The sequence below is a fragment of the Streptomyces sp. HUAS CB01 genome (assembly GCF_030406905.1).
GTDB lineage: Bacteria > Actinomycetota > Actinomycetes > Streptomycetales > Streptomycetaceae > Streptomyces > Streptomyces chengbuensis.
In genome coordinates this window covers 3,137,702-3,159,004 of record NZ_CP129137.1, presented here as the reverse complement: position 1 = coordinate 3,159,004, position 21,303 = coordinate 3,137,702, and the positions used below count along the sequence as shown (strand labels likewise).

At 74.6% G+C, this 21,303-nt stretch carries 18 protein-coding genes; 14 read left to right on the top strand and 4 right to left on the bottom strand.

Annotation, left to right across the window (positions count from 1 at the left end; all coding sequences use genetic code 11):
- Positions 1-265: 265 nt before the first annotated feature.
- Positions 266-697, top strand: a complete 432-nt coding sequence (locus QRN89_RS13905) for a PPOX class F420-dependent oxidoreductase (RefSeq protein ID WP_093655832.1) — start codon at positions 266-268, stop codon at positions 695-697.
- 60 nt (positions 698-757) lie between these two features.
- On the opposite strand, the gene QRN89_RS13900 is transcribed toward QRN89_RS13905, so the two are convergent.
- A complete protein-coding gene (locus QRN89_RS13900; RefSeq protein WP_290349687.1) occupies positions 758-2,080 on the bottom strand; it encodes a hypothetical protein in 1,323 nt (440 codons plus the stop codon).
- A gap of 126 nt (positions 2,081-2,206) precedes the next feature.
- Here QRN89_RS13900 and hutI point away from each other — a divergent pair, with 126 nt between their 5' ends.
- From hutI to QRN89_RS13865, 7 genes are all read left to right on the top strand, one after another.
- Positions 2,207-3,379, top strand: coding sequence for an imidazolonepropionase (gene hutI, locus QRN89_RS13895; RefSeq protein ID WP_290349686.1), 1,173 nt, complete (start codon positions 2,207-2,209; stop codon positions 3,377-3,379).
- A 304-nt stretch (positions 3,380-3,683) separates the two neighbouring features.
- Positions 3,684-4,760 (top strand): GNAT family N-acetyltransferase, encoded by a 1,077-nt coding sequence (locus QRN89_RS13890; RefSeq protein ID WP_290349685.1) that lies wholly within the window; start codon positions 3,684-3,686, stop codon positions 4,758-4,760.
- A gap of 208 nt (positions 4,761-4,968) precedes the next feature.
- Positions 4,969-6,375 carry a glycosyltransferase family 2 protein gene (locus QRN89_RS13885; RefSeq protein WP_290353700.1) on the top strand — a complete coding sequence of 469 codons (1,407 nt, stop codon included), beginning with the start codon at positions 4,969-4,971 and terminating at the stop codon, positions 6,373-6,375.
- Between the two features lie 89 nt (positions 6,376-6,464).
- Positions 6,465-7,244 (top strand): polysaccharide deacetylase family protein, encoded by a 780-nt coding sequence (locus QRN89_RS13880; RefSeq protein WP_290349684.1) that lies wholly within the window; start codon positions 6,465-6,467, stop codon positions 7,242-7,244.
- 108 nt (positions 7,245-7,352) lie between these two features.
- Positions 7,353-9,254, top strand: coding sequence for a hypothetical protein (locus QRN89_RS13875; RefSeq protein ID WP_290349683.1), 1,902 nt, complete (start codon positions 7,353-7,355; stop codon positions 9,252-9,254).
- Between the two features lie 5 nt (positions 9,255-9,259).
- On the top strand, positions 9,260-9,718 hold the full coding sequence (locus tag QRN89_RS13870; protein ID WP_290349682.1) for a hypothetical protein: 459 nt from the start codon (positions 9,260-9,262) through the stop codon (positions 9,716-9,718).
- Positions 9,715-10,824, top strand: coding sequence for a glycosyl hydrolase (locus tag QRN89_RS13865; RefSeq protein ID WP_290349681.1), 1,110 nt, complete (start codon positions 9,715-9,717; stop codon positions 10,822-10,824). Before QRN89_RS13870 ends, QRN89_RS13865 begins: the two co-directional genes overlap by 4 nt.
- Here the strand turns inward: QRN89_RS13865 and QRN89_RS13860 are convergent.
- The 3 genes from QRN89_RS13860 to QRN89_RS13850 form a co-directional block, all read right to left on the bottom strand.
- A complete protein-coding gene (locus QRN89_RS13860; protein WP_290349680.1) occupies positions 10,799-12,988 on the bottom strand; it encodes a lipopolysaccharide biosynthesis protein in 2,190 nt (729 codons plus the stop codon). The two genes, QRN89_RS13865 and QRN89_RS13860, sit on opposite strands and share 26 nt — an antisense overlap.
- Entirely contained in the window at positions 12,981-14,180 is a 1,200-nt protein-coding gene (locus QRN89_RS13855; RefSeq protein ID WP_290349679.1) for a DegT/DnrJ/EryC1/StrS family aminotransferase, read from the bottom strand. The genes QRN89_RS13860 and QRN89_RS13855 overlap by 8 nt, the downstream gene beginning before the upstream one ends.
- Before the next feature lie 123 nt (positions 14,181-14,303).
- A complete protein-coding gene (locus QRN89_RS13850; RefSeq protein ID WP_290349678.1) occupies positions 14,304-15,275 on the bottom strand; it encodes an RNA polymerase sigma factor SigF in 972 nt (323 codons plus the stop codon).
- 226 nt (positions 15,276-15,501) lie between these two features.
- Between QRN89_RS13850 and QRN89_RS13845 the strand changes: the two genes are divergently transcribed.
- From QRN89_RS13845 to QRN89_RS13820, 6 genes are all read left to right on the top strand, one after another.
- Complete coding sequence (locus QRN89_RS13845) at positions 15,502-15,870, top strand: STAS domain-containing protein (RefSeq protein WP_290349677.1); 369 nt, start codon at positions 15,502-15,504, stop codon at positions 15,868-15,870.
- A 159-nt stretch (positions 15,871-16,029) separates the two neighbouring features.
- Positions 16,030-16,536, top strand: a complete 507-nt coding sequence (locus QRN89_RS13840) for an ATP-binding protein (protein WP_290349676.1) — start codon at positions 16,030-16,032, stop codon at positions 16,534-16,536.
- 155 nt (positions 16,537-16,691) lie between these two features.
- On the top strand, positions 16,692-17,381 hold the full coding sequence (locus QRN89_RS13835; protein WP_290349675.1) for a peptidase: 690 nt from the start codon (positions 16,692-16,694) through the stop codon (positions 17,379-17,381).
- The gene (locus tag QRN89_RS13830; protein ID WP_290349674.1) at positions 17,345-18,235 is read left to right on the top strand and encodes a COG1470 family protein; all 891 of its coding nucleotides are present in this window, start codon (positions 17,345-17,347) and stop codon (positions 18,233-18,235) included. Before QRN89_RS13835 ends, QRN89_RS13830 begins: the two co-directional genes overlap by 37 nt.
- Positions 18,236-18,693: 458 nt before the next feature.
- Positions 18,694-19,719, top strand: a complete 1,026-nt coding sequence (locus QRN89_RS13825) for a hypothetical protein (protein ID WP_392854636.1) — start codon at positions 18,694-18,696, stop codon at positions 19,717-19,719.
- Between the two features lie 14 nt (positions 19,720-19,733).
- Positions 19,734-21,113 carry a hypothetical protein gene (locus QRN89_RS13820; protein ID WP_290349673.1) on the top strand — a complete coding sequence of 460 codons (1,380 nt, stop codon included), beginning with the start codon at positions 19,734-19,736 and terminating at the stop codon, positions 21,111-21,113.
- Positions 21,114-21,303 lie beyond the last annotated feature (190 nt).

Here is a 21,303-nt window from a genome sequence, read left to right as displayed (position 1 = left end):
ACCGTGATGTCCGAGGATCCGGGAATCCGCGGCTTTCCGGGCTTCGGGCGGTCGCTCGGGCCGTACGGTCCCGGTGCCGGCCCCGGGACTTGGTGAGAACCGGACGGGTCCGGGTGCCGGCCCCGGGACTTGGTGAGAACCGGCGGGAGTCTCCAGGGGCCGGCCACCGCTCCGGTCAGGACCGGTGAGCGCGTCGGGCGGAAGCCGTGCCGGGCGGCCGGACCCGTCCGGGAATGGCCCGGACCGGGCCGGGGTTGCACCGGACATGAACGCCACCCCGTTCGACCCGCGCACACTGCTCGCGGAGAGCCGTCTCGGCGTGCTGGCCACCATCAAGTCGGACGGGCGCCCCCAGCTCTCGCCGGTCATGCCCTACTACGACCGGGACGCCGACGTCCTCTACGTCTCGATGACCGAGGGGCGGGCCAAGACGGCGAACCTCCGCCGGGACCCGCGCGCCGCGCTCGAGGTGACCAGCCCCGACGGCTGGGCCTGGGCGACGGCCGAGGGCACGGTGACCCTCACCGGGCCGGGCACGGACCCCCACGGTCCCGAGGTGGAGGCGCTGGTGGCGTACTACCGCCGCGCCGCCGGTGAGCACCCGGACTGGGACGAGTACCGGTCGGTGATGGTGTCCGACCGCAGGGTGCTCATGACGATGCCGGTCGACCACGTGTACGGCTCGAAGATCGTCTGACACGCGCCCGGCCCCGCAGCCAGGCAGCCCGGTCCGGCGACCCGGGCCGCGGAGGCGTGCTCAGCCCGCTCGGGGCTCCGGTGCCGGGAACCCCACCGCGTCGCCCGCCTGCGCTTCGCGCCGCCCCCGGAAGCGGCGCGCCGCCGCCGGGACCCAGGGGAGGACCGCGACCACGGCCAGCAGCGTGAGCAGTGGCAGCCGCCACCACCACGACAGGGCCGGCGGCGGCGGGGCGGGTGAGTCCGTCACCCAGGGGCGTGCGGTCTTCGACCACGCCACGAAGGCGTCACCGATCGGGAGAAGGCCGAACGCGTACCGCTTGGTCCACGGGGTGTCGACGGGTACGCCCAGCAGTTCGCCGTGGTTCGTCAGGCCCTCGGCGAGCGCGGTGTCGCCGTGGACCTGGGCCGCGCCCGCGGTGACCACCGACGCAGACAGGCTCACCCCCAGCGGCAGCGGGCCGGAGTCGACGTCGGCGGGGCCGTCGGTGCCGGCGGGGTACTCCCGGACGGCGGGACCGAGACCGAGTGGCGTGGCGACGTACCGGTCGCGGAAGCGCAGGTACTGCTCGCGCGCGAAGTCGGGGTCGATGTCCACCAGGAAGCGGTGGATCACGCTCTGCGAGGTTCCCCTCGCCACCTCGGCCGGGGCGCCGGTGGCCGGGTCGGCCCGGTGCGGCAGCAGCCCGGTCCGCGGATCGAGCCGCTCGCGCACCCCGCGGAGCCAGCGGTCGGCCGTCCCCGCGTACCGGGGCGGCAGCAGGGTGTCGTGGAGCCGCAGCGAGGCCATCGCCACGGTGGAGTCCACCGGCCACGCCTGACCCGGGTAGGCCTCCAGGTACGGGGACTCCGACGCGTCGAACGCGGCCGCGAGTGCGGCGGAGTCCGCGGCGAGGCGGCGCACCTCCGCCGGGTCGCGCTCCGCCGCCGGCTGCAGGGCCAGCACCCCGCCGCGCAGCCAGTTGGTCCAGCCGCGGTGGAAGACGCCGTACGACGGGACGAGCTCCGCGCTGAAGGGCGCCCGCCCGGCCGGCGAGTCCAGCCGCCCCAGCGCCCAGCGCGCCTCCCGCAGTGCGTCCGCCCGCTCACCGGCCGGTTCGCGCATCCCGAGCTCGACCTCGGCCAGGCCGTACAGCGCGTGGAGGAAGAAGTACCCCTCGGGGAAGAGGCCCTGCGCCTCGTCGCCGGCACCCTCGTCCAGGGCCGAGCGTATGAACGCCAACTGGCGTGCCACGCCGGGTGGTTCATCGTCCGGCCCCGCGGTGGCGGGGGCGACGAGCCGCACCGCGCCGACCAGCGCGCAGAGGCTCACCAGCGCGGCGAGCAGCCGGCCGGACCGGCGCAGCAGGCTGCGTCCGCGCGAGGCCCATCGGGGTCCGTGCATGGCCAGTGACCCTACCCGGGCCTCCGGGCGCCGGCCGGGGCCGCGGTGACGGGTGGCTGTGGAAGCATGGGGCCCGTCACGGTGTGCCCCTCTCCGTAGGGGGACGAAAGGCCACGGAGAGGAACCATGAGCAGCACTCTCATCACCCGCATCGGCACCCTCGTCACCAACGACCCCGCGTTCGGCGACGGCGGCCCCCTCGGTCTGATCGAGGACGCGGCCCTCGTCCTCGACGGCGGCACCGTCGCCTGGGCCGGCCGTGCCGCCGACGCCCCGGACGCCGACGAGCGCCATGACGCGGGCGGCCGCGCCGTGATCCCGGGTTTCGTGGACTCGCACTCGCATCTCGTGTTCGCCGGCGACCGCACCGCCGAGTTCAACGCCCGTATGTCCGGCCGCGCCTACTCGGCGGGCGGCATCAGGACCACCGTCGCCGCGACCCGCGCCGCCTCGGACGCGGAGCTCGAGGCGAACCTCACGCACTACCTCGACGAGGCGCTGCGGCAGGGCACCACCACGTTCGAGACCAAGTCCGGGTACGGCCTCACCGTGGCGGACGAGGCGCGCGCCCTGCGCATCGCCGCGCGGCACACCGAGGAGGTGACGTACCTCGGCGCCCACATCGTGTCCCCGGACTTCGCCGAGGACCCGGCCGCGTACGTCGCGCTCGTCACCGGCGAGATGCTCGACGCGTGCGCCCCGCACGCCCGCTGGGTCGACGTGTTCTGCGAGAAGGGCGCGTTCGACGGGGACCAGGCCCGTGCGGTCCTCACCGCGGGCATGGCGAAGGGCCTCGTTCCGCGCGTGCACGCCAACCAGCTCACGTACGGCCCCGGCGTGCAGCTCGCCGTCGAACTGGACGCGGCGTCCGCCGACCACTGCACCCACCTCACGGACCAGGACGTGGACGCCCTCGCGAGCGGGAGCACCGTCGCGACGCTGCTCCCGGGGGCCGAGTTCTCCACCCGCGCCGAGTGGCCCGACGCCCGCCGCCTGATCGACGCGGGCGTGACGGTCGCGCTGTCCACGGACTGCAACCCGGGCTCGTCGTTCACGTCCTCCGTGCCGTTCTGCATCGCCCTGGCGGTACGCGACATGGGCATGACGCCGGACGAGGCCGTCTGGTCCGCCACGGCGGGCGGCGCCGCCGCGCTGCGCCGCACGGACATCGGCCGCCTCTCGCCCGGCGCCCGTGCCGACCTCGCCGTCCTGGACGCCCCGAGCCATGTGCATCTCGCCTACCGGCCGGGTGTTCCGCTGGTGCGCGAGGTGTGGCGGCGGGGGGCGCGGGCGGTCTGAGACCGCCCCGAGGAGGACGAACCCGTCCGGTCGCCGCCGCGGCCCCGTCGGCGACGGAGGACCGTCGTCGCGGGCGGGCCGAGAACGGTCGGCGACCGCGTGCGGCGGTGAACCGGTCCCGGGGCGGCAGCACCCCGAGCGGAGTCCCCGCTTCGCCCCATTGGCACCACCTTTCACAGGACTTAACACCTCTTCCCGGGTTGGTCACAGCTTGACCTTCGCACCCTGTCCCGGGTCGATTTCGGCCGGTACCGTCCTGTCCCGGGTAGCTCAAGGGGGAGACCGGGGGGTCGAGTTGAGCGGTGTGCACATTCGTGTGGTCAGGCCCGGGGAGCTGGACGAGGGGGAGGCCGAGTCCTGGCGTGAGCTGCGTGCCAAGTCCGGCGCCCCCGCCAGTCCCTTCATGGAGCCGGAGTTCACCCAGGCCGTGGCCGTGGTGCGGCCGCGGGCCAGGGTCGCGGTCGTCGAGGACGACGGAGTACCGGCCGGTTTCTTCCCTTACGAGAAGGGACTGTTCGGACACGGCCGGGCCATCGGGCTCGGCGTCTCCGACTGCCAGGGGGCCGTGCTGCGGCCCGGGCTGGACCTGTCCGCGCGCGGCCTGCTGAGGGCCTGTGGGCTCTCCGTGTGGGAGTTCGACAACCTGGAGGCGGGGCAGGGCCTCTTCGAGCCCGGCAGCGCCGAGGAGTTCGCTTCCCCGGTGATCGACGTCGGCGAGGGGTACGCCGCGTACGAGGAGCGGCTGCGCGAGCAGTCGCCCAAGTTCTTCAGGACCACCACGGCCAAGGAGCGCAGACTCGGCCGCCAGGCGGGCGAGGTGCGGTTCGTCTTCGACGAGCGCGACCCCTCGGCGCTGCGCACGCTCATGGCCTGGAAGTCCGCCCAGTACCGCAGGACGGGCCGCCGGGACCGCTTCGCCCAGGAGTGGATCAGCACGCTCGTGCGGCGGCTCCACGACACGCGGGCGCCGGGCTGCTCCGGCGTCCTGTCCGTGCTGTACGCGGCGGAGCGCCCCGTCGCCGCACATTTCGGACTCCGCTCGCGCACGGTCCTGTCCTGCTGGTTCCCGGCGTACGACACCGCGTACGCCAAGTTCTCGCCGGGCCTGGTCCTGCATCTGCGGATGGCCGAGGCCGCCGCGGCCGCGGGTATCGGGGTGCTCGATCTCGGCCGTGGCGCCGCCGAGTACAAGGACGCCCTCAAGACCGGTGAACTCCGTGTCCACGAGGGCTCGTCCGTCCGGCCCGGCCCGGGGGCGGCGCTCCACCGGCTGAGCCGCGAGCCGGGGCGGCGCGCCCACCGCTTCGTCCGCAGCCGGCCCCGGCTCGCCGCGTACGCGCAGCGGACGCTCAGCGGCATCGGCCGGCTGCGGGGGGACTGACCGGACGCACCGGACACGCGGCGCACCGGTCGCACGGCGCACCGGACACGCGGCGCACCGGACACGCGGCCGCACCGGGCCGACCGCCCGTACGGCACCGGTCGCACGGCGCCGTACGGCACCGCACCGCACCGCCAAGGCTCCGACGACACCACCCGGGGAGACCTCCGTGCCGCACATCCCACCCGCCGCGCCGCGACCGCGCGCGATGCAGGTCGCCGAGCTCGACCTCGACACGCTCGAACCGCCGCCGCAGGCCGGATCCCACGGGGCCGGGGGCGCACCCGGCCCGGGTGTGCTCGCCCTGCGCCCCGGACCGGGCGGGGCCCCGGTCGGACCGGGGGAGGCGTTCGTGCTCGTACGGCACCGGGGCCGGCCCGTCGGCACGCTCACCGCCACCGTGCCGCAAGGAGCCGACCCGGCGGAGGTCCTGGCCGCCGCGGCCCGGGACCGCCTGGCGCCGCGCCCCGCGGACCGTCCGTCGTCCGGAGCCACCCGCCGCCGCGCCGCGCCGGACCCCGGGACCTCCGAGGCCTTCGGAACCCCCGACGCTTTCGGGACCTCCACGGGCCCTGCGGCCTCCGTCGCTCCCGCAGGGGATCCGCGCCGGGCCGGTCCGCCCCGGACCACCGTCGTCGTCGCCACCCGCGAGCGCCCCGGCCGGCTCGCCCGCGCCCTGGACTCGCTGCTCGCCCAGGACCATCCGGACTTCGGGATCGTCGTCGTGGACAACGCGCCCCTGACCGGCGCCACCCGGGAGCTGATCGAGCGCAAGTACGGCGAGAGGGTGCGGTACGTGCTCGAGCCCGTGCCGGGCCTGGCCGTCGCCCACAACCGCGGTGTCGCCGCCGCCGACGGGCCCGTGCTCGCCTTCACCGACGACGACGTCGTGGCGGACCCGCACTGGCTGACCGCGCTCACGGCGCCGTTCGCCGAGGACGCCCGCATCGGCTGCGTCACGGGACTGATCCTCCCCGCGCGGCTCACCACGCCCGCCCAGATCCTGCTGGAGAGCCACGGCGGCTTCGCCAAGGGCTTCGCTCCCCGCACGTACGACCCGGCGCGGCCGCCCGCCGACGAGCCGCTGTTCCCGTTCGCCGCGGGCCGTTTCGGCTCGGGCGCCAACATGGCGTTCCGCGCCCGGGCGCTCAGGGCCGCCGGCGGTTTCGACCCGGCGACCGGCACCGGCACGGCGGCCCGCGGCGGTGACGACCTCTACGCCTTCGTACGGATCCTCGCCGACGGCCACCGGCTGCGGTACACGCCCGACGCGCTGGTCTGGCACCACCACCGGGAGACCGAGCGCGACCTGCGGAACCAGGCGTACGGCTACGGCGCCGGCCTCACCGCCTACCTCACCGCGCTCGTCGCCCGCCGGCCCGGCCTGCTTCCGGCGCTGCTCGCCCGGCTGCCCCGCGGCCTCGCCCACGCCCGCGCGACGACCGCCCACCGCGACGGCGGCGGGGGCGTACCCGGGGAGCACGGGACCGCAAGCCACCCCTGGCCGCGCAGCCTCTCCCGGCTGGAGCGGCGCGGGATGCTCGCCGGACCCCTCGGATACGTCAGGGCCCGCATCCGGGTCCGAGGACTGCCGCTCCCCTGGGAGGAGAGATGAGGGAACCCCGCGCACCGCACGAGACATCTGAACCACCCGAACCCCGCACGGCGCGAGCCCCCCGACCACCAAGAGAACCGCGCATCCCCGTGCTGCTCTACCACGCCGTCACGGACGACCCCCCGGCCTGGATCGCGGAGTTCACCGTCAGCCCCGCGCAGTTCGCCGCCCAGCTCGACGCCGTGGTCGCCAGCGGCCGTACGCCGATCACGATCGGCGATCTCTCCGACCATCTCGCCGGACGCGGCGCACCCCTGCCGCCCCGGCCCGTCGTCCTCACCTTCGACGACGGTTTCGCCGATCTGCCCGGGCCCACCGCCGAGGCACTCGCCGCCCGCGGCCTGCCCGCCACCGCGTATCTCACCACCGGCGCCATCACCCCGGGTCTCCGCAGCCTGCTGCCGCCCGCGCCGATGATGACGCTCGCCCAGGCGCCGCTGCTGGAGCAGCACGGCATGGAGGTCGGCGGCCACACCGTCACCCACGCACAGCTCGACACGCTCGGCGCCCGGCGGCTGCGGTACGAACTGCGCCACTCCAAGGCCGTCCTGGAGGACACCCTCGGCCACGCGGTGCGCCATCTCGCCTATCCGCACGGGTACAACAGCCGTGCCGTGCGCCGGGCCGTCCGCGCCGCCGGTTACGAGTCGGCCGTCGCCGTGCGCCACGCGCTCAGTTCGGAGACCGACGAGGCGTACCGGATCGCCCGGCTCATCGTGCGCCGCGGCCACACCGTCGCCGACGTCGAGGCGTGGATGGGCGGCACGGGCGCACGGGTCGCCCCGTACCCGGACTCGCTGCCCACCGTGGGCTGGCGGCTCTACCGAAGGGCCCGGGCGGCCGTGAAGGGCCCGGAATTCGCGGGCTGACGGGTGAAGATGGTCGAGAGCCACCCAAAACCGAATCAGGTTCCTATACTTCGCTGAAGGGGACAGCGGCGTGACGGCCGCGCCCACCTCCGTGGGGGGAGTCGCACGGTGCAGCAGCAACGCGTGCCCACACCGGTCACCGGGAGCAGCGCGCTGCCGGCCGCGGAACGGACCGAGGACCACCGACCACCCGCCGGAGCCGGCGCCCTGCCGCGGGGCCGGCCGGCCCTGCCCGACCTCGCCTGGCTCCCGCTGCTCCTCGGCCTCGGCCTGTGGGGGTACGCGCTGCCGCGCATCGGCTTCCGGACGATGGGGGACTACGGGCTCCTCGACCGGCTGCCGGTCGTGTTCTTCGTCGCGCTCCTGGTGCTCACCGGGGGTTTCCTGCTCGCGCTGCGGCGCGCCGGCACCGCGCCCTGGTGGCCGGCCGCGTACTGCGTGGGCATGCTGGTCGCCCTCAAGGCCCCGCCCGCGGTGCTGTACGACTCGGTGCGCTACCCGTGGGCCTCCAAGCACGACGCCGTCATCGACACCCTCCTCGCCAACGGCGAACTGCGGCCCTACGCCGCGCTGTCCGGGAACATGTCGGCCTACGACCAGTGGCCGGGCTTCTTCGGCCTCAACGCCGCCCTGGTGCGCGCCTTCGGGGTCGAGAGCGCCACCGCGTACCTCAACTGGGCCCCGGTGGTGCTGGGGCTGCTGCTCCTGCCCGTGCTCGTCCTGCTGTACCGGACCTTCACCGAGGACTGGCGGCTGGTGTGGACCGGCGTCTGGGTCTTCCAGCTCGCCAACTGGGTCGGCCAGGACTATCTGGCCCCGCAGGGCTTCGCGTACCTCCTGCACCTGACCGTACTGGCCGTGGTGCTGCGCCACTTCGTGCTGCCCGGGTCGGCCGGGAGGCTGCGGGACCGCACGTTCCTCGACCCCGCCGCGGCCGCCGTGCCACCGCCGACCGGCCGGCGCCAGCGCGCGGTCTGCGTGCTGATCCTCGCCCCGCTGATCGTGGCGATCAACGCCTCGCACCAGCTGACCCCGGTGATGCTGTGCGTCTCGCTGTTCGCCCTGCTGTTCACCCGCCGCTACCGCAACCTCGGGCTCCTCGCGGTCGCCGGGGCCCTGATGCTGGCCTGGGACCTGACCATGGGACGGCCGCTGTTCACCGAGACGCTCGGCACGCTGCGCGAGTCCCTCGGCGAACTGACCCGCAACTCCCGTGCGGGATACGCCGGCCAGCTCACGGGCCCCGGGCCGGAGCTCGCCGGGCGGGCCAACGTCCTGATGGTGCTCGCGGTCGCCGTGCTCGCCGCCGTCGCCGTGTTCGCGCGCCGCAGGCTGACCCGGAGCGCCCTGCCGCTGCTGCTGGTGTCGGCGGCGCCGCTCCCGCTGTTCGTCGTCAACGACTACGGCGGCGAAATGCTCTTCCGCGTCTATCTGTTCGGCCTGCCCGGTGCCGCGTTCTTCGCCGCCGCGGCCCTCGTCCCCGCCGCCGGCGCCACCCGGGGCGCCTCGGCGCGCGCCAGAACCGTGCGCCGGCGCGTGGCCTCCGTCGCGCTGCCCGTGTCGCTGGTCGCGCTCGCCGCCGGGTTCCTGCCGTCGTACTACGGCAAGGAAAGGATGAACTACACCCCGCCCGCCGAGACGGCACTGGTCACCCGGGCCATCGACCGCGCCCCCGAGGGCAGTCTCGTCCTCGCCGCCACCGGGTCCTTCCCGCGGGCGCTGCACCGCTACGACCGGCTGGAGCACTGGTTCTTCGCCGAGCAGGAACTCCCCGAGAACGAGCGGATGCTCGCCGACCCGGCCCGGTATCTGGCCGACGGCATCCCACCCGGGACCCGGGCGTACGTCATCCTCACCCGCACCCAGGACGTCTACACCGCGGGCGAGGGGCTGCTGCCGCCGGGCGGTTTCGCCACGCTGCGCGGCGAGCTGGCCGCGTCCCCGCTCTTCACCGTCGTCGAGGACCACCCCTACGGCGTCGTACTCGAATACCGATCACCAGTGAGGTGAGACCGATGCCGAAAGAGATCCCGCTCAGAGCCGCCGTGGCGCTGTCCGGCTGGGTGGCGCTCGCGGCGACCCTGCTGCCCGGGGGCTCGCCGGCGCGATGGATACCGGTGCTCCTGTTCGTCTGCTTCGGTCCGGGCCTCGCGCTGCTGCAGCCGCAGCCGGAGGGCCTGCGGCCCGGCGCCCGGCTGGAGGCGTTCGCCCTGGCCGCGCCGATCAGCCTGTCGCTGGGCGTGCTCACCGCCACCTCGCTGTTCCTGGTCGGCGGATTCACGGTGACGGCCTTCCTGCTGCCCCTCGCGGGATTCGCGACGGTCGTCGCCGCACTGCCGGGACTCCCGCTCCCCGCGGCCACGCGCGGCGCGGCCGGACGTGCGCGTGTGCCCGGACCCCCGGCGCTCTCGCGTTCCGCCGCCGACGGCACGGCCGGACGTGCCGAACCCGGTGCAGATGGCGGTGGCGGATGAGCGGACGTCATGCGGGAACCCGCCGGCGCGCGGGCGCGGCGGTCGTCCTCGCCACCGTCGCCGTCTGCCTCGCCGGGATCGGGATCTGGGCCACCGCCGACGACGGCACCGCGGACGACGACTTACCGGGCAACGCCGTGTCCGGTGAACCCCTCAGCGGGCCCTGCGCCCCCGACGACGTGCTCGCCCCGCGCTGCGGCGCCTGGTGGGGCGCGTACATCCCGTACGACGGGAACGGCTCGCTCACCGCGCCGGTGCACGCGTTCGAGAAGAAGATCGGCCGCAGGCTCGACCTCGTGTACACGTACCACGACATGTCGGGGAACGAGCTCGACGGGCAGCTGCTCACCCCCGACGAACAGGAACTGGGCCGCGACCGGCTCCTCATGCTCGCCTGGGAGTCCACGGTGTGGAAGGAACCGCACCACGCCAACTGGACCGAGACCCAGCTCGGCTGGAGGAACATCGCGTCGGGCCGCTACGACACCGAGATCGTCGACCCGCAGATCCGCCGCGTCAAGGCCTACGGGAAGCGGGTCTTCCTCTCCTTCGACCAGGAGGTCGACGCCCGGATCAAGGAGGGCGCCGGGACCCCCGAGGAGTACGTCGCCGCCTACCGGCACCTGCGGGACCGCTTCGAGAAGCTCGGCGCACGCAACGTGGTGTGGGTGTGGACGGTCTCCGGCTACCTCGGCAGCGCCGACCTGATGAAGCGGCTCTACCCCGGGGACGAGTACGTCGACTGGCTCGCCATGGACCAGTACAACTACTACACCTGCCACAAGACCACGGACTGGAAGGACTTCGAACGCAGCCAGCGGCCGAGCCACGACTGGCTGGTCGCGAACATCTCGGACGAGAAGCCGCTGATGCTCGCCGAGTTCGCGACCGTCCCCGATCCGGCCGATCCCGACCGGCAGCGCGCGTGGTACGCCGCCATCCCGCAGGTCGCCAGGACGATGCCCAGGGTGAAGGCGATGGTCCACTGGAACCGCGCGGTGCCGGGCGAGGGCTGCGATCTGACGGTCGACGACGGACCGGGCCTGGAGGGCTACCGGCTCGCCGGCCGGGACGACTGGTTCAGACAGCCGGTCCCGAACCGCTGAGGGACTTCCGCCGGGCGGCGCCTCGGCCCGTCCGGCGGAAGCCGAGCCCTACCACCGCCGCCGCCAGGAAAGCGGCGGACACCGGCAGCGCCGCGGCGGCGAAGGCGCCCTGGGCCGCCCAGCCCGCCACCGCCAGGACCCACACCGTCCCCGCCGTGGTCCGCCCGGGCACGCGGAGGGCCCACAGGGCGGTCGCGGCCAGCCCCAGGCACACCGACTGCAGGACCGGCGGCAGGACCGTGAGCACGTCCGCGGTCCGGGCGGACCCGGCGAGCCCGGTCAGCAGATCCGCCAGCGCCTCGTGCCCGGGCCCGGCGGCGGGAGCGGGCCGTACGCCCAGCAGCGCGGGCGCGGTGTGCAGCGCGGCGGCCGTGGTGAGCAGGGCGGCCGTGAGCAGCACCGGGCGCAGCCGCCCCAGCGCCACGGCCCCGCAGTACACGACGACCAGCAGCACGCCCGCCGTCACCGTCAGCGGCGGCAGCGCGTGCAGCAACTCCCGCCCCGTCAGCGGTCCGGGCGGGACGTCCCGGGCGCGGGCCAGCGGAACCCAGAACAGACCGGCGGCCAGACCGAGCAGCAGCCACAGCCGGACGGCCGTCCCGGCCTCCTCGCGCCCGGTGGCCGCCGGCCGCTCCGGAGGCCCGTACACGGATATCCCGAACGCCGGGGTCGCCGCCTCGTGGACACCCCGCAGATACACGGTCTCCCGGGTCCAGTCCGGGTCCTGCCCGGCGGCGGCGGAGGCCCGCCGCTCGGCCGCCCGGCGCGCCCAGGTCGTGCCGTAGGGGTCGGCCGCCGGGCTACGGCGCCGCGCGAACGGCCGCGCCCTGCGCGGCGGACGGGGCCGGCGTCCGGCGAGCGCCGCTCGGACGCCCGGCACGGAGACCAGCGCCATCAGCGACATGGACAGCAGCATCGCCAGGCCCGCGCCGGAGATCCCGGCCGGGCCCGTCAGCACCGCCGCGCTGCCCAGCACCATCGCGCACATCGTGCCCTGGAGCGCGGCGAGCACGCCCGTACGGCCCTGGACGCGCAGGACGCCGATGTACAGCTCCACGACGACCCGGGGCAGCGCGGCGGCGGCGAGCAGCCGGAGCACGGTCGTGCCGTGCTCGGCGTAGTCGGCGCCGAACGGCGCGAGGATCAGCGGCGCGAAGACGACGAGCACGGCGACGACCGGTACGAGCAGCACCGCCATCCGGCGCAGCGCGCCGCGCACCCCCTCGGCGAGGCTGCCGGGGCTGTGCGAGGCGTGCGCGGTGAGCGAGGAGGCCATGTTGATGGCCATGAACTCCATCGTGCCGCCGACGGTGTACGCGATGTAGAAGAAGCCGTTGTGGGCGGCGTCGAAGCGGACGGCGACCATCACCGGCAGCAGGTTGATCATCGCCAGGGAGAAGAGGGCGCCGACCGAGTCCCCGGCGAGGAAGCGTCCGATGTCCCGCAGCCGCGGTGGATCGCGGTCGCGGTCGGCGGCGGCCTGGCGGGGTATCAGCCGGCGGAACACCAGCCAGCCGAGCGGCAGTACGGACAGCGCGATCGCCGCCGCCCACGACACGAAGACGCCGAGGACGGGGACGGCGCCCGCGAACACGACGAGCAGCAGCAGTTTTCCGATGGAGAACACCGCGTTGCCGACCGGCACCCAGACCGCCTTGCGGAGCCCCGTCAGCACCCCGTCCTGCAGCGTGAGCAGTGCCCAGGCGACACAGGCGGCGGTGAAGACCGCTCCGGCGACGGGGCCGTGCAGCGGGGCGTACGAAGGGCCCCACAGGTCGAGGGTGACCAGGAACGCCGCACAGGCGACGCACACGACGGCCGAGCTGACCGCGTACGCCCGCCACACCAGCGGACCCGTCGCCCGCCCGGCCCGCGGGACGTACCGCACGACCGCGCCGATCATCGTGGTCGCGGTGATCGAGGCGAGCAGCCGCATCGCGGCGATGGCGGCCGAACCCTGGCCCACGGCCTCCTCGGTGTAGTACCGGGCGGCCACCAGCCAGAAGCCCAGCCCGAGCGCGGCGGAGACTCCGGTGGAGAGCATCAGGGCATAGGCGTTGCGGAACATGGAGTCGCCGCCGGCGGACCCGCCGGCCGTCCCGCCGGCGGGCGCCGTCCCGCCGGTCGCGGTGCCGGGAGCCCGCACCCGGGTCGTCTCAGGCACCGGCCCCGCCCTCGGGGCCGCCGGCAGCCGTTCCCGGCGGGGCCGTTGCCGGGCGCACACCCGCCGCGTCGAGGACGGCGATGATCCGGTCCGCCTGGAGCGGGTCGGCCGGCAGGGCGTGGCGGGCGAACCAGCGGGCCGGTTCCGGGGCGGGCGACGGATCGCTGAAGAGCTCGGATGCGTAGTCGTCGAGCGGCGGGTCGTAGAGGTAGCCGGTGGTCACGCGGTGACGGGCCAGCGCGGCGACGGCCGCGTCCCGGTCGGCGACCAGGAGCGGGACGCGGAAGAGCGGCTGGACCGGGCCGGGGCCGGGCGCCCCCCAGGGGCTCGCCAGCAGCCGCCGGGTGCCTTCGAGATGGGCCGCGAGACGGTCGTCGAGGCGGTCGAGCAGCCGCGCGGTGCGCCGGAGCCGGGCGCGCCCCGGGCTGATCCGGTAGTCGTGCATGTCGACCCGCACCCAGGAGTGGAACGGCGGGAGCGCCGGCGCCTCGGCGACCGCCTGTCTCAGCTCGTCGGGCCGCAGCGGCATCCGTATCTCCTCGCGCTCCTCCATGCCGAGGAGCCGCATCACGGCCCGCGCCGCCCGGACGAGGCGCAGCCCGCGCACCCCCGCCTCCGCGTACGGCCGTAAGGCGTAGGCGAGTTCGGCGGAGAGCCGCGAGGGGGCGAGGAGGGCGTCGCGGGCGTCCCTGAGGGTGCCCCGCAGCTCCGGGTCGGCGATCGCGAGGAAGCCCCCGGTCTTGGCGGCGGTGTGCTTGGAGAGGCTGAAGACGGAGGCCTCCCCGTACGCACCGACCGGCCGCCCGCCGATCCGCGACCCGATCGCGTGCGCCGCGTCCTCCAGCAGCGGGATGCCGAGCGCGTCGCAACGGGTGCGCAGCCCGGGTGCCGGATCGGGGTTGCCGTACAGATTGGTCGTGACGACCGCGTCCAGGCTCCGCCAGGTCGCCTCGGGGACGGCGGACCCGTCGATCGAGCCGTCCCTCGCGTCGAGGGGCGCCTGCACGGGACGCAGCCCCGCCGCCAGCACCACGAAGAAGATGACGTCGTCGTTGACGGGCGACATCAGCACCCGACCGCCGGGCCGGCACCAGTGGCGCAGCGCCACGTACAGCCCGAGCCGGCACGACGGCACGTACAGGCACTCCCTGCCGAGGCGTTCGCGCATCCGCGCTTCCAGCGCCTCCCCCATGCCCCCACCGCCCCCCTGGACCCCCGGCTCAATGTGGCCCATACCGGACCCCACCGTCAATAAGGCGGAAGGGCCCATCCCTTGACGGAATGGACCCTTCAGACGGGCGCTGCGGGCGGGGACTCACTCCTCGACCGTGAGGCCCTTTCTGAGCCTGTTCAGGGTGCGGGCCAGCAGACGCGACACGTGCATCTGCGAGATGCCGAGCTCGTCGCCGATCTCGGACTGGGTCATGCCCGCCACGAAGCGGAGGGACAGGATCTTGCGGTCGCGCGGCGGCAGCGAGGCGATGAGGGGCTTCAGGGACTCGATGTACTCGATGCCCTCGAGGCCGTGGTCCTCGTAGCCGATGCGGTCGGCCAGCGCGCCCTCGGAGTCGTCCTCGTCGGGCTGGGCGTCCAGGGAGCTCGCGGTGTACGCGTTGCTCGCGGCCATGCCCTCGACGACCTCGTCCCGGGAGATGCCGAGGCGCTCGGCGAGTTCGCCGATCGTCGGCGCGCGGTCGAGCTGCTGGGCGAGCTCGTCGCCCGCCTTCGCGAGGTCCAGCCGCAGCTCCTGCAGCCGCCGCGGGACGCGCACGGACCAGGAGGTGTCGCGGAAGAAACGCTTGATCTCGCCGATGATGGTCGGCATCGCGAACGTGGGGAACTCCACGCCCCGGCTGAGCTCGAAGCGGTCGATCGCCTTGATCAGGCCGATCGTGCCCACCTGGATGATGTCCTCCATCGGCTCGCTGCGGGTGCGGAACCGGGAGGCGGCGAACTTGACCAGCGCGAGGTTGAGTTCGACGAGGGTGTTGCGCACGTAGGAGTACTCGTGCGTGCCCTCCTCGAGGGCTTCGAGGCGGGCGAAGAGCGTCTTCGACAGCGCGCGCGCGTCCACGGCGCCGACCTCGTCGAACGGCGGGAGTGCCGGAAGGTCGACGTCCTCGGACTGCTCGGTGTGCCCGTACTGACCGTGCGGGGAGTGCTCGTCGTACGCGCCGGGCGCGTGGCGTCCGGCGTGCTCGGGGGACTCGAGGCGATCGTGCGTGCGTGTCGACGCCGCGTTCGGGGTACGCGTTTCGTCGAGCCGGGGTGACATGGTCTCCTCCATCGTTCTCGGCATATGGCTGCCGATGCCCATACGTGGTGCTGCGGTGTGCGGCGCCTCCAAAGCCGGCCGTGTCGGTGGTGTCCCTCTAGCCCTACCCGCTCCTTGCCGGACGTTGCAAGTATTGAAAGTCATGTATGTCCGATTTGCGTGGGAGTTCGGCTACCGATCGGCGTACGGAAGGCGTAATGTTCTGCGGACGTCAACGTCATCGGCGAAGAGGACGGGCATGGACCGCGGGACGGTCGGCAGTGCGAATCGAGGCCGCCTTCGGGTGGATGTCAGGACCGAAGGTCCGAGCGAAGTGGTGACTCCGGCGGGTGAGCTCGATCACCACACCGCCGAACTGTTGCGTGCGCCACTCGAGGACGCGCTCGATCAAGGCCGTGCACGCCTGGTGGTCGACTGTTCACGCCTCGAGTTCTGTGACTCCACGGGGCTGAACGTGCTGCTCGGCGCCCGCCTCCGGGCCGAGGCCGCCGGGGGCGGGGTCCATCTGGCCGGGATGCTTCCCGTCGTGGCCCGGGTCTTCGAGATCACCGGTGCGGAGGCGGTCTTCACCGTCCACGACTCGGTCGAGGCGGCCCTCGCGGAGTGACTCCCGCCGCATGACCGGACAGGGGGGTGTCGTCCTGATCCGGCCGGGCAGAAGACCCCCGCAAGGATCCCTCCGGGAACCCTCGCAAAAGTGTGCGGAGCCCCGCACGCTCCGTATCGACCCACACGCGAACTGGTGAATCGGTGAGGTGAAGCGCTGATGAGCACCACCCGGCAGCATCCGCCGGGCGACCTCGGCCCCGAGCCGGACGGCGCCCCCGCCGAGGTCGGCGGCGGACCCGGCTCCGCCGTGCCCGACGGCCGGGTGCGCACCCTGGCACTCGGGAACGCCAGCGGCATCGTCCCGCTCGCCCGCGACTTCACCCGGCAGGCCCTGTACGACTGGGGCTGGCTGCCCGCCGCCAACGCCGACCGCCGCGCCGCCGCCGAGGACGTCCTCCTCGTCGTCTCGGAGCTGGTCACCAACGCCTGCCTGCACGCGGAAGGCCCCGACCGGCTGCGCGTCTCCAGCGACGCCAAGGTGCTCCGGCTGGAGGTCACCGACCTCGGCGCCGGCCAGCCCGCGCCGCGCACCCCGCACCGCGCCGGCCGCCCCGGTGGCCACGGCATGTTCATCGTCCAGCGGCTGTGCCTGGACTGGGGTGTCGTCAGGACGCCGGGGATGACGGGCAAGACGGTGTGGGCGGAGCTCGCGGCCCCGTCCTAGCCGGGGCCCGGCCCCGGGATTTGAAGCTGTTGTGGAGCACGGCGATCCGCCGTGCTCTTTGTCTTCCCTCCACAAGGGCCCCGGCGTACCTTGAGCGCCCGATCTGATGTGTCGTCAGTTACGTGCGGCGACTTCCGGCATGAGGGGAACTCGAGGTGTCGTACCAGAAGCGGACAGCTCTCGCGCTGGCAGCGGCGGTGGCGGGCTCGGTGGTGCTGACGGCCGCGCCCACCGCCCATGCCGCCGTCGTGGACGTCGACTACCGGTGCCAGACGCCCATCGGGCCCAAGGGCGCGGTGTCGCCGATCGACATCGAGGCCGTCAGGAGCGGCAGCGGCTACAAGCTCACGATGTCGTTCCGGAAGGGCGTCTCGTCCAGCCCGGTGGAGCTCGGCAAGGGAGCCATGAACCCGAGCGCGGTCATCGAGCTCGGCGGGGCGGAGAAGGGCAGGGTGCCGGTCTCGGGGCCGCCGAACGCCGAGGCGATCCCGGCCAACACCCCTATCAGGATCAACGACTTGACCGGTACGTACACCCCCGGCAAGAGCGGCAAGGTCACCTTCACCGCCGGGGTGCTCACCATCAAGGCACTCGGTACGACGACCACGTGCACGCCCAGGAACAACCCGAAGCCGTCGCTCGAACTGGACGTGCAGGGCGCAGGCGGCGGCGGTTCGCAGTCCGGCGGGTCCGGCTCCGGGTCCGGCTCCGAAGCAGGCGAGCTGCCGAAGACCGGCCCCCTCGACTCCGCGCTCGCGCTCGGCACGCTCGGCGGCACGGTGCTCCTGACCGGGGCGGCCGGGGTGCTGTGGCTGACCCGCCGCGGACCGCGGTCCGCGGGCTGACCGTGCCGGCCCGCGCCCGACTCGCCGCCGCGGCCGGCGCCCTGCTGTCCGTGCTCTGGGCGGCCGCGCCCGCGGCGGCCGGGCAGGACTGGACGGTCGAGCCCGCGACGGGCGGCAGGCCGTACGCCTACCTGGAGGGCCCACCGGGCACGGTCATGGAGGACAGGGTCTCCGTGACCAACCCGGGGGCGGAACCGCTGACGGTGGGGCTGCGGGCCGCGGGTCCGGCCTGGCTGGCGTTCGCCGAGGACCAGGTGACCGTCCCCGCCCGCACCCGGGCGGATGTGCCCTTCGCCGTCACGGTCCCGGCCTCCGCGTCCCCCGGCGACCGGCCGGCCCGCGTCGTGGTGTCCGCCGGGGGCCGTGAGGCGGTGGTACGCGTCCATGTGCGCGTCACCGGGCCCGAGCTGGCCGCCCTCACGGTGGAGGACGTCCGCGTCGAGGGCCGCGTCCTCCGCTACACCCTCGTCAACCGGGGCAACACCGTGCTCGCGCCCCGCCTCGCCGTACGCGCCGACGGGCTCACCGGCGAACTGCTGCGGCGCCCCGCCCGCGCCCTGCCGGTCGAGCTGGGCCCCGGCCGGAGCGTCGAACTGACCGAACCCTGGCCCGATCCGCCCGCCCTCGACTCCGTCGACGTCACCCTCCGGGTCACGGCCCCTGGCGCGGCGCCCGCCGAGGCGACGGTCTCCGCCCGGTACGTGCCGTGGGCCGCGGCGACGGGCACGGTGCTGGCGCTCGGCGCCGCGGCGGGAGGCCTCGCACTGTGGCGCGGCCGCAGACGGCCCCCCGGCCGACCCGACGGACCCGACGGACCCGAACGGACCCTGGCACAGGCGGGAGCCCGACCGTGAACGGCGCAGCACGCACCCCGGCCCTCCGCGCCCACGTCCGAGGGCGCCCGGAGGCCCCGCGCAGATGGCTCCGGCAGCTCCTCCGGCGGGCGCGCCCGATCCGTGGCGGACGGTGGCGCGGCGCGGGCACCGCGCTCCGGGACCTGGGGCCGGGACGCCTGGTGCCCGTTGCCCGGGCCGCCGGGCCGGGCAACGGGGCCGCCGGGCCGGGCGCCGGGAGCGTCGCCGTTCCGGGTGCCGGGACGACGGCTGCCGGGACGACGGGCGCCCGCGCCCGTCGCCGGAATCCGCGTGGCAGAGGGCCGTGGCTCCGGGCCCGGGGCCCGGCCGCAGGGAGGTCGCGACCCCGCTCCCGGAGCCACGGTCGGCGCCCCGGCGTCTCCCGGACCCCCGCGGGGACACGCGGCACCCTCGGAGCAGGGCCGCGCCGGCGCCCGTCCGGCGTGCCGTGCCGCGCCGTGGGCCGGACGGGCGTCGCCCGGCTGCTGACCGTGCTCCTCGTCGCGGTCTTCGCCGCCGTCCCCGCGCCGTACGCCGCCGCGGACACGAAGCCCGCCGTGCGGCTCTCCGCCGAGCAGGCCGGCAAGGGCGGTGACCTCACCGTCAGCGGTTCCGGCTGGCGGCCCGAGGCGTTGCTGATGCTGCTGATCTGCGGGCAGTCAGCGCCGGGCCGAGGGGTGATCGGCGGCACCAACTCCTGTGCCAACGCCGAGGGGCGGGCCGTCACCACCGACGCCAGGGGTGCCTTCAGCAGGAAGATGCCGGTCGCCGAGCCTCCCGAACCGTGTCCCTGCGTGGTGCACGTCGCCACGGTCACCGGCGAACGGGCCGTCGTGGACACGCCGTTCACGGTCGCCGGCCATCCCACGGCGCCGCTGCCGACGCGGTCGGAAGGCGGCCGGCTCGCCGTGCTCGCGACCGCCGAGCTGCGCGGGTCGAGCGGCCTCCTCGTCTGGTTCGGCGCTCCGCCGGGGCGTGAACTCGTCTTCACCGTCGGCAATCTCGGCACCGCCCCGGTCGAGAACCCTGTGTTCCAGGTCGGTACCGCCCACGGCGTCTTCGCGCCCCAGTGGGAGGAGCGGCAGTGGCGGGGCACCGTGCAGCCGGGCCGGAAGGCGCAGATCAGGCTGCCCGTCCAGCTGGCGGCGGGCGCCCACGGCGACTACCAGGTCTCCGTGAAGTACGGCTCGAAGGTGCTCGTCGAGCAGCCCTGGGGCGTCGGCAGGCCCTGGGGCGTGACGCTCTTCTGGGTCCTGCTGGCCGTCGTCGTCCCGGCGGCGCTGTACCGGATCGGGATGGCCGTCGTGGACCGCGTACGGCCGCGGCAACCCGGCCGGCACCGCACCGCGCACCGCGTCGCCCCGCCCAGGGACCGGCCGGGCCCCTCCACCGAGGACGGCCGTCCCACCACCACGGCCCTGCCGTGGTTCACCCCGGACTCCGCACCGTCAGAGAACCGACCCACGACGAAGGGACACACGTGAGCACGCAACGGAGGATGAGCGCGGCAGGGGTCGCGCTGATGCTCGGCGGCGCGGGGATCCTGCTGGCCGCCTCCCCCGCCCGGGCCGCCGACGTCTCGTACGCGACGGAGTGCATCCCCCCGGCCATCTCCGGTCTGCCGCCCGTCCAGGGCACCACCGAGGTGCAGATCACGGCGCCGGCGGAGGCCAAGGTCGGGGACGAGATCGAGGTGGTCTGGAAGACGGTCGAGGCCGCGTCGAAGAACCCCGACGTCCTGGATCTGCAGAAGGACACCGTCAAGCCGACGGGCACCCTGAAGGTGGCCGGGGCGCAGACCGCCGACCTGGCGATGGAGGGGCCCCGGCAGAATCCGCCGATCCCCAAGAACAGCCCCATGGTGCTGCCCGACATGAAGGCCAAGCTGAGGCTCACCGCACCAGGAGAGATCACGCTGACTCCGGGCGCCTACAACATCAACGTCTCCAAGCCGATCTCGACCGACACCAAGTGCTCCCCGAAGGAGGCGGTCCAGCCGGGGGCGAACGTCAAGGTCGCAGAGGGCGGGGGCGGTTCGGGCGGCACGACGGGCGGCGACACCGGTGGTTCGTCGACCGGTGGGTCCTCGACCGGTGGTTCGTCGACGGGTGGGGACACCGGTGGGTCCTCGACCGGCGGTTCGTCGAGCGGTGGTTCCTCGACCGGCGGCAGCGACTCCGGAGGGTCCACGGGCGGCAGCGCTTCCGGGGGCACGACGGGCGGTGGCGGCGGCCAGACCGACTTCGAGGGCGAGGAGGTGCAGGTCGCCTACTCCTGCAAGACACCCATCGGCGACAAGGAGGCCGTCTCCCCGGTCAGGATCAACGCCAAGAAGAACGGCGGGGACTTCGACCTCACCGTGAAGTTCTCCAAGTCGGTCATGGACAGCCCCGCGGACATCCCGGCCGACTCCGTCAAACCGTCCATGGAGGTCGCACTGGGCGGGGCCGACAAGGGCTTCGTGCATGTCGAGGGCCCCACCAACAAGGAGCCCATCAAGGCCGGCGACCCGATCGAGATCCCCGATCTGACCGGCACCTACAAGCCCGGCGCCAGCGGCACGTCGACGCTCAGCCCGGGCGTCCTCACGGTCGAGGCGCTGGGCACCACGACGACCTGCACCCCGCCCGCCGACGTAGCGGTGTCGCTCGAGCTCGACACCTCCGCACAGCCGGGCGGCGCGAGCGGTGGTTCCGGCGGCGGCTCCGCCTCCGGCTCGGCGGGTGGCGGTGACGCCTCGGGCGGCGGCCTCGCCGACACCGGCGCCGGGGACGACGGCGCCCTGCGCGCCCTCGCCCTCGTGGCCGGCACGGTGATCCTGATCGGCGGCGCGGTCTTCACGTTCACGCCGTGGGGGAGGCTGCGCGGCGCCCGGTGAGCGGGCACGGTCCCGGGGCGGGCCGGGCGGGACTCCCCGTCGGGCCCGCCCCGGCGACGGCCTCCGGAGCACACGGACCGTCCGGAGTACGGGGACGGCGCCCCGGGCACCGGGACGACGGTACGGGGACGGGCCGGCCCGGCACGCGGTGTGCGTGCCGGGCCGGCCCGTGCGCGGTGGCGCCGGTGAG

Excerpts from the sequence above, each read along its gene's own strand:
- QRN89_RS13905 (WP_093655832.1), top strand. The coding sequence starts at position 266 with ATGAACGCCACCCCGTTCGACCCGCGCACACTGCTCGCGGAGAGCCGT.
- QRN89_RS13900 (WP_290349687.1), bottom strand. The coding sequence starts at position 2,080 with ATGCACGGACCCCGATGGGCCTCGCGCGGACGCAGCCTGCTGCGCCGG.
- hutI (WP_290349686.1), top strand. The coding sequence starts at position 2,207 with ATGAGCAGCACTCTCATCACCCGCATCGGCACCCTCGTCACCAACGAC.
- QRN89_RS13885 (WP_290353700.1), top strand. The coding sequence starts at position 4,969 with ATGCAGGTCGCCGAGCTCGACCTCGACACGCTCGAACCGCCGCCGCAG.
- QRN89_RS13870 (WP_290349682.1), top strand. The coding sequence starts at position 9,260 with ATGCCGAAAGAGATCCCGCTCAGAGCCGCCGTGGCGCTGTCCGGCTGG.
- QRN89_RS13865 (WP_290349681.1), top strand. The coding sequence starts at position 9,715 with ATGAGCGGACGTCATGCGGGAACCCGCCGGCGCGCGGGCGCGGCGGTC.
- QRN89_RS13855 (WP_290349679.1), bottom strand. The coding sequence starts at position 14,180 with ATGGGGGAGGCGCTGGAAGCGCGGATGCGCGAACGCCTCGGCAGGGAG.
- QRN89_RS13850 (WP_290349678.1), bottom strand. The coding sequence starts at position 15,275 with ATGGAGGAGACCATGTCACCCCGGCTCGACGAAACGCGTACCCCGAAC.
- QRN89_RS13845 (WP_290349677.1), top strand. The coding sequence starts at position 15,502 with ATGGACCGCGGGACGGTCGGCAGTGCGAATCGAGGCCGCCTTCGGGTG.
- QRN89_RS13840 (WP_290349676.1), top strand. The coding sequence starts at position 16,030 with ATGAGCACCACCCGGCAGCATCCGCCGGGCGACCTCGGCCCCGAGCCG.
- QRN89_RS13820 (WP_290349673.1), top strand. The coding sequence starts at position 19,734 with ATGAGCGCGGCAGGGGTCGCGCTGATGCTCGGCGGCGCGGGGATCCTG.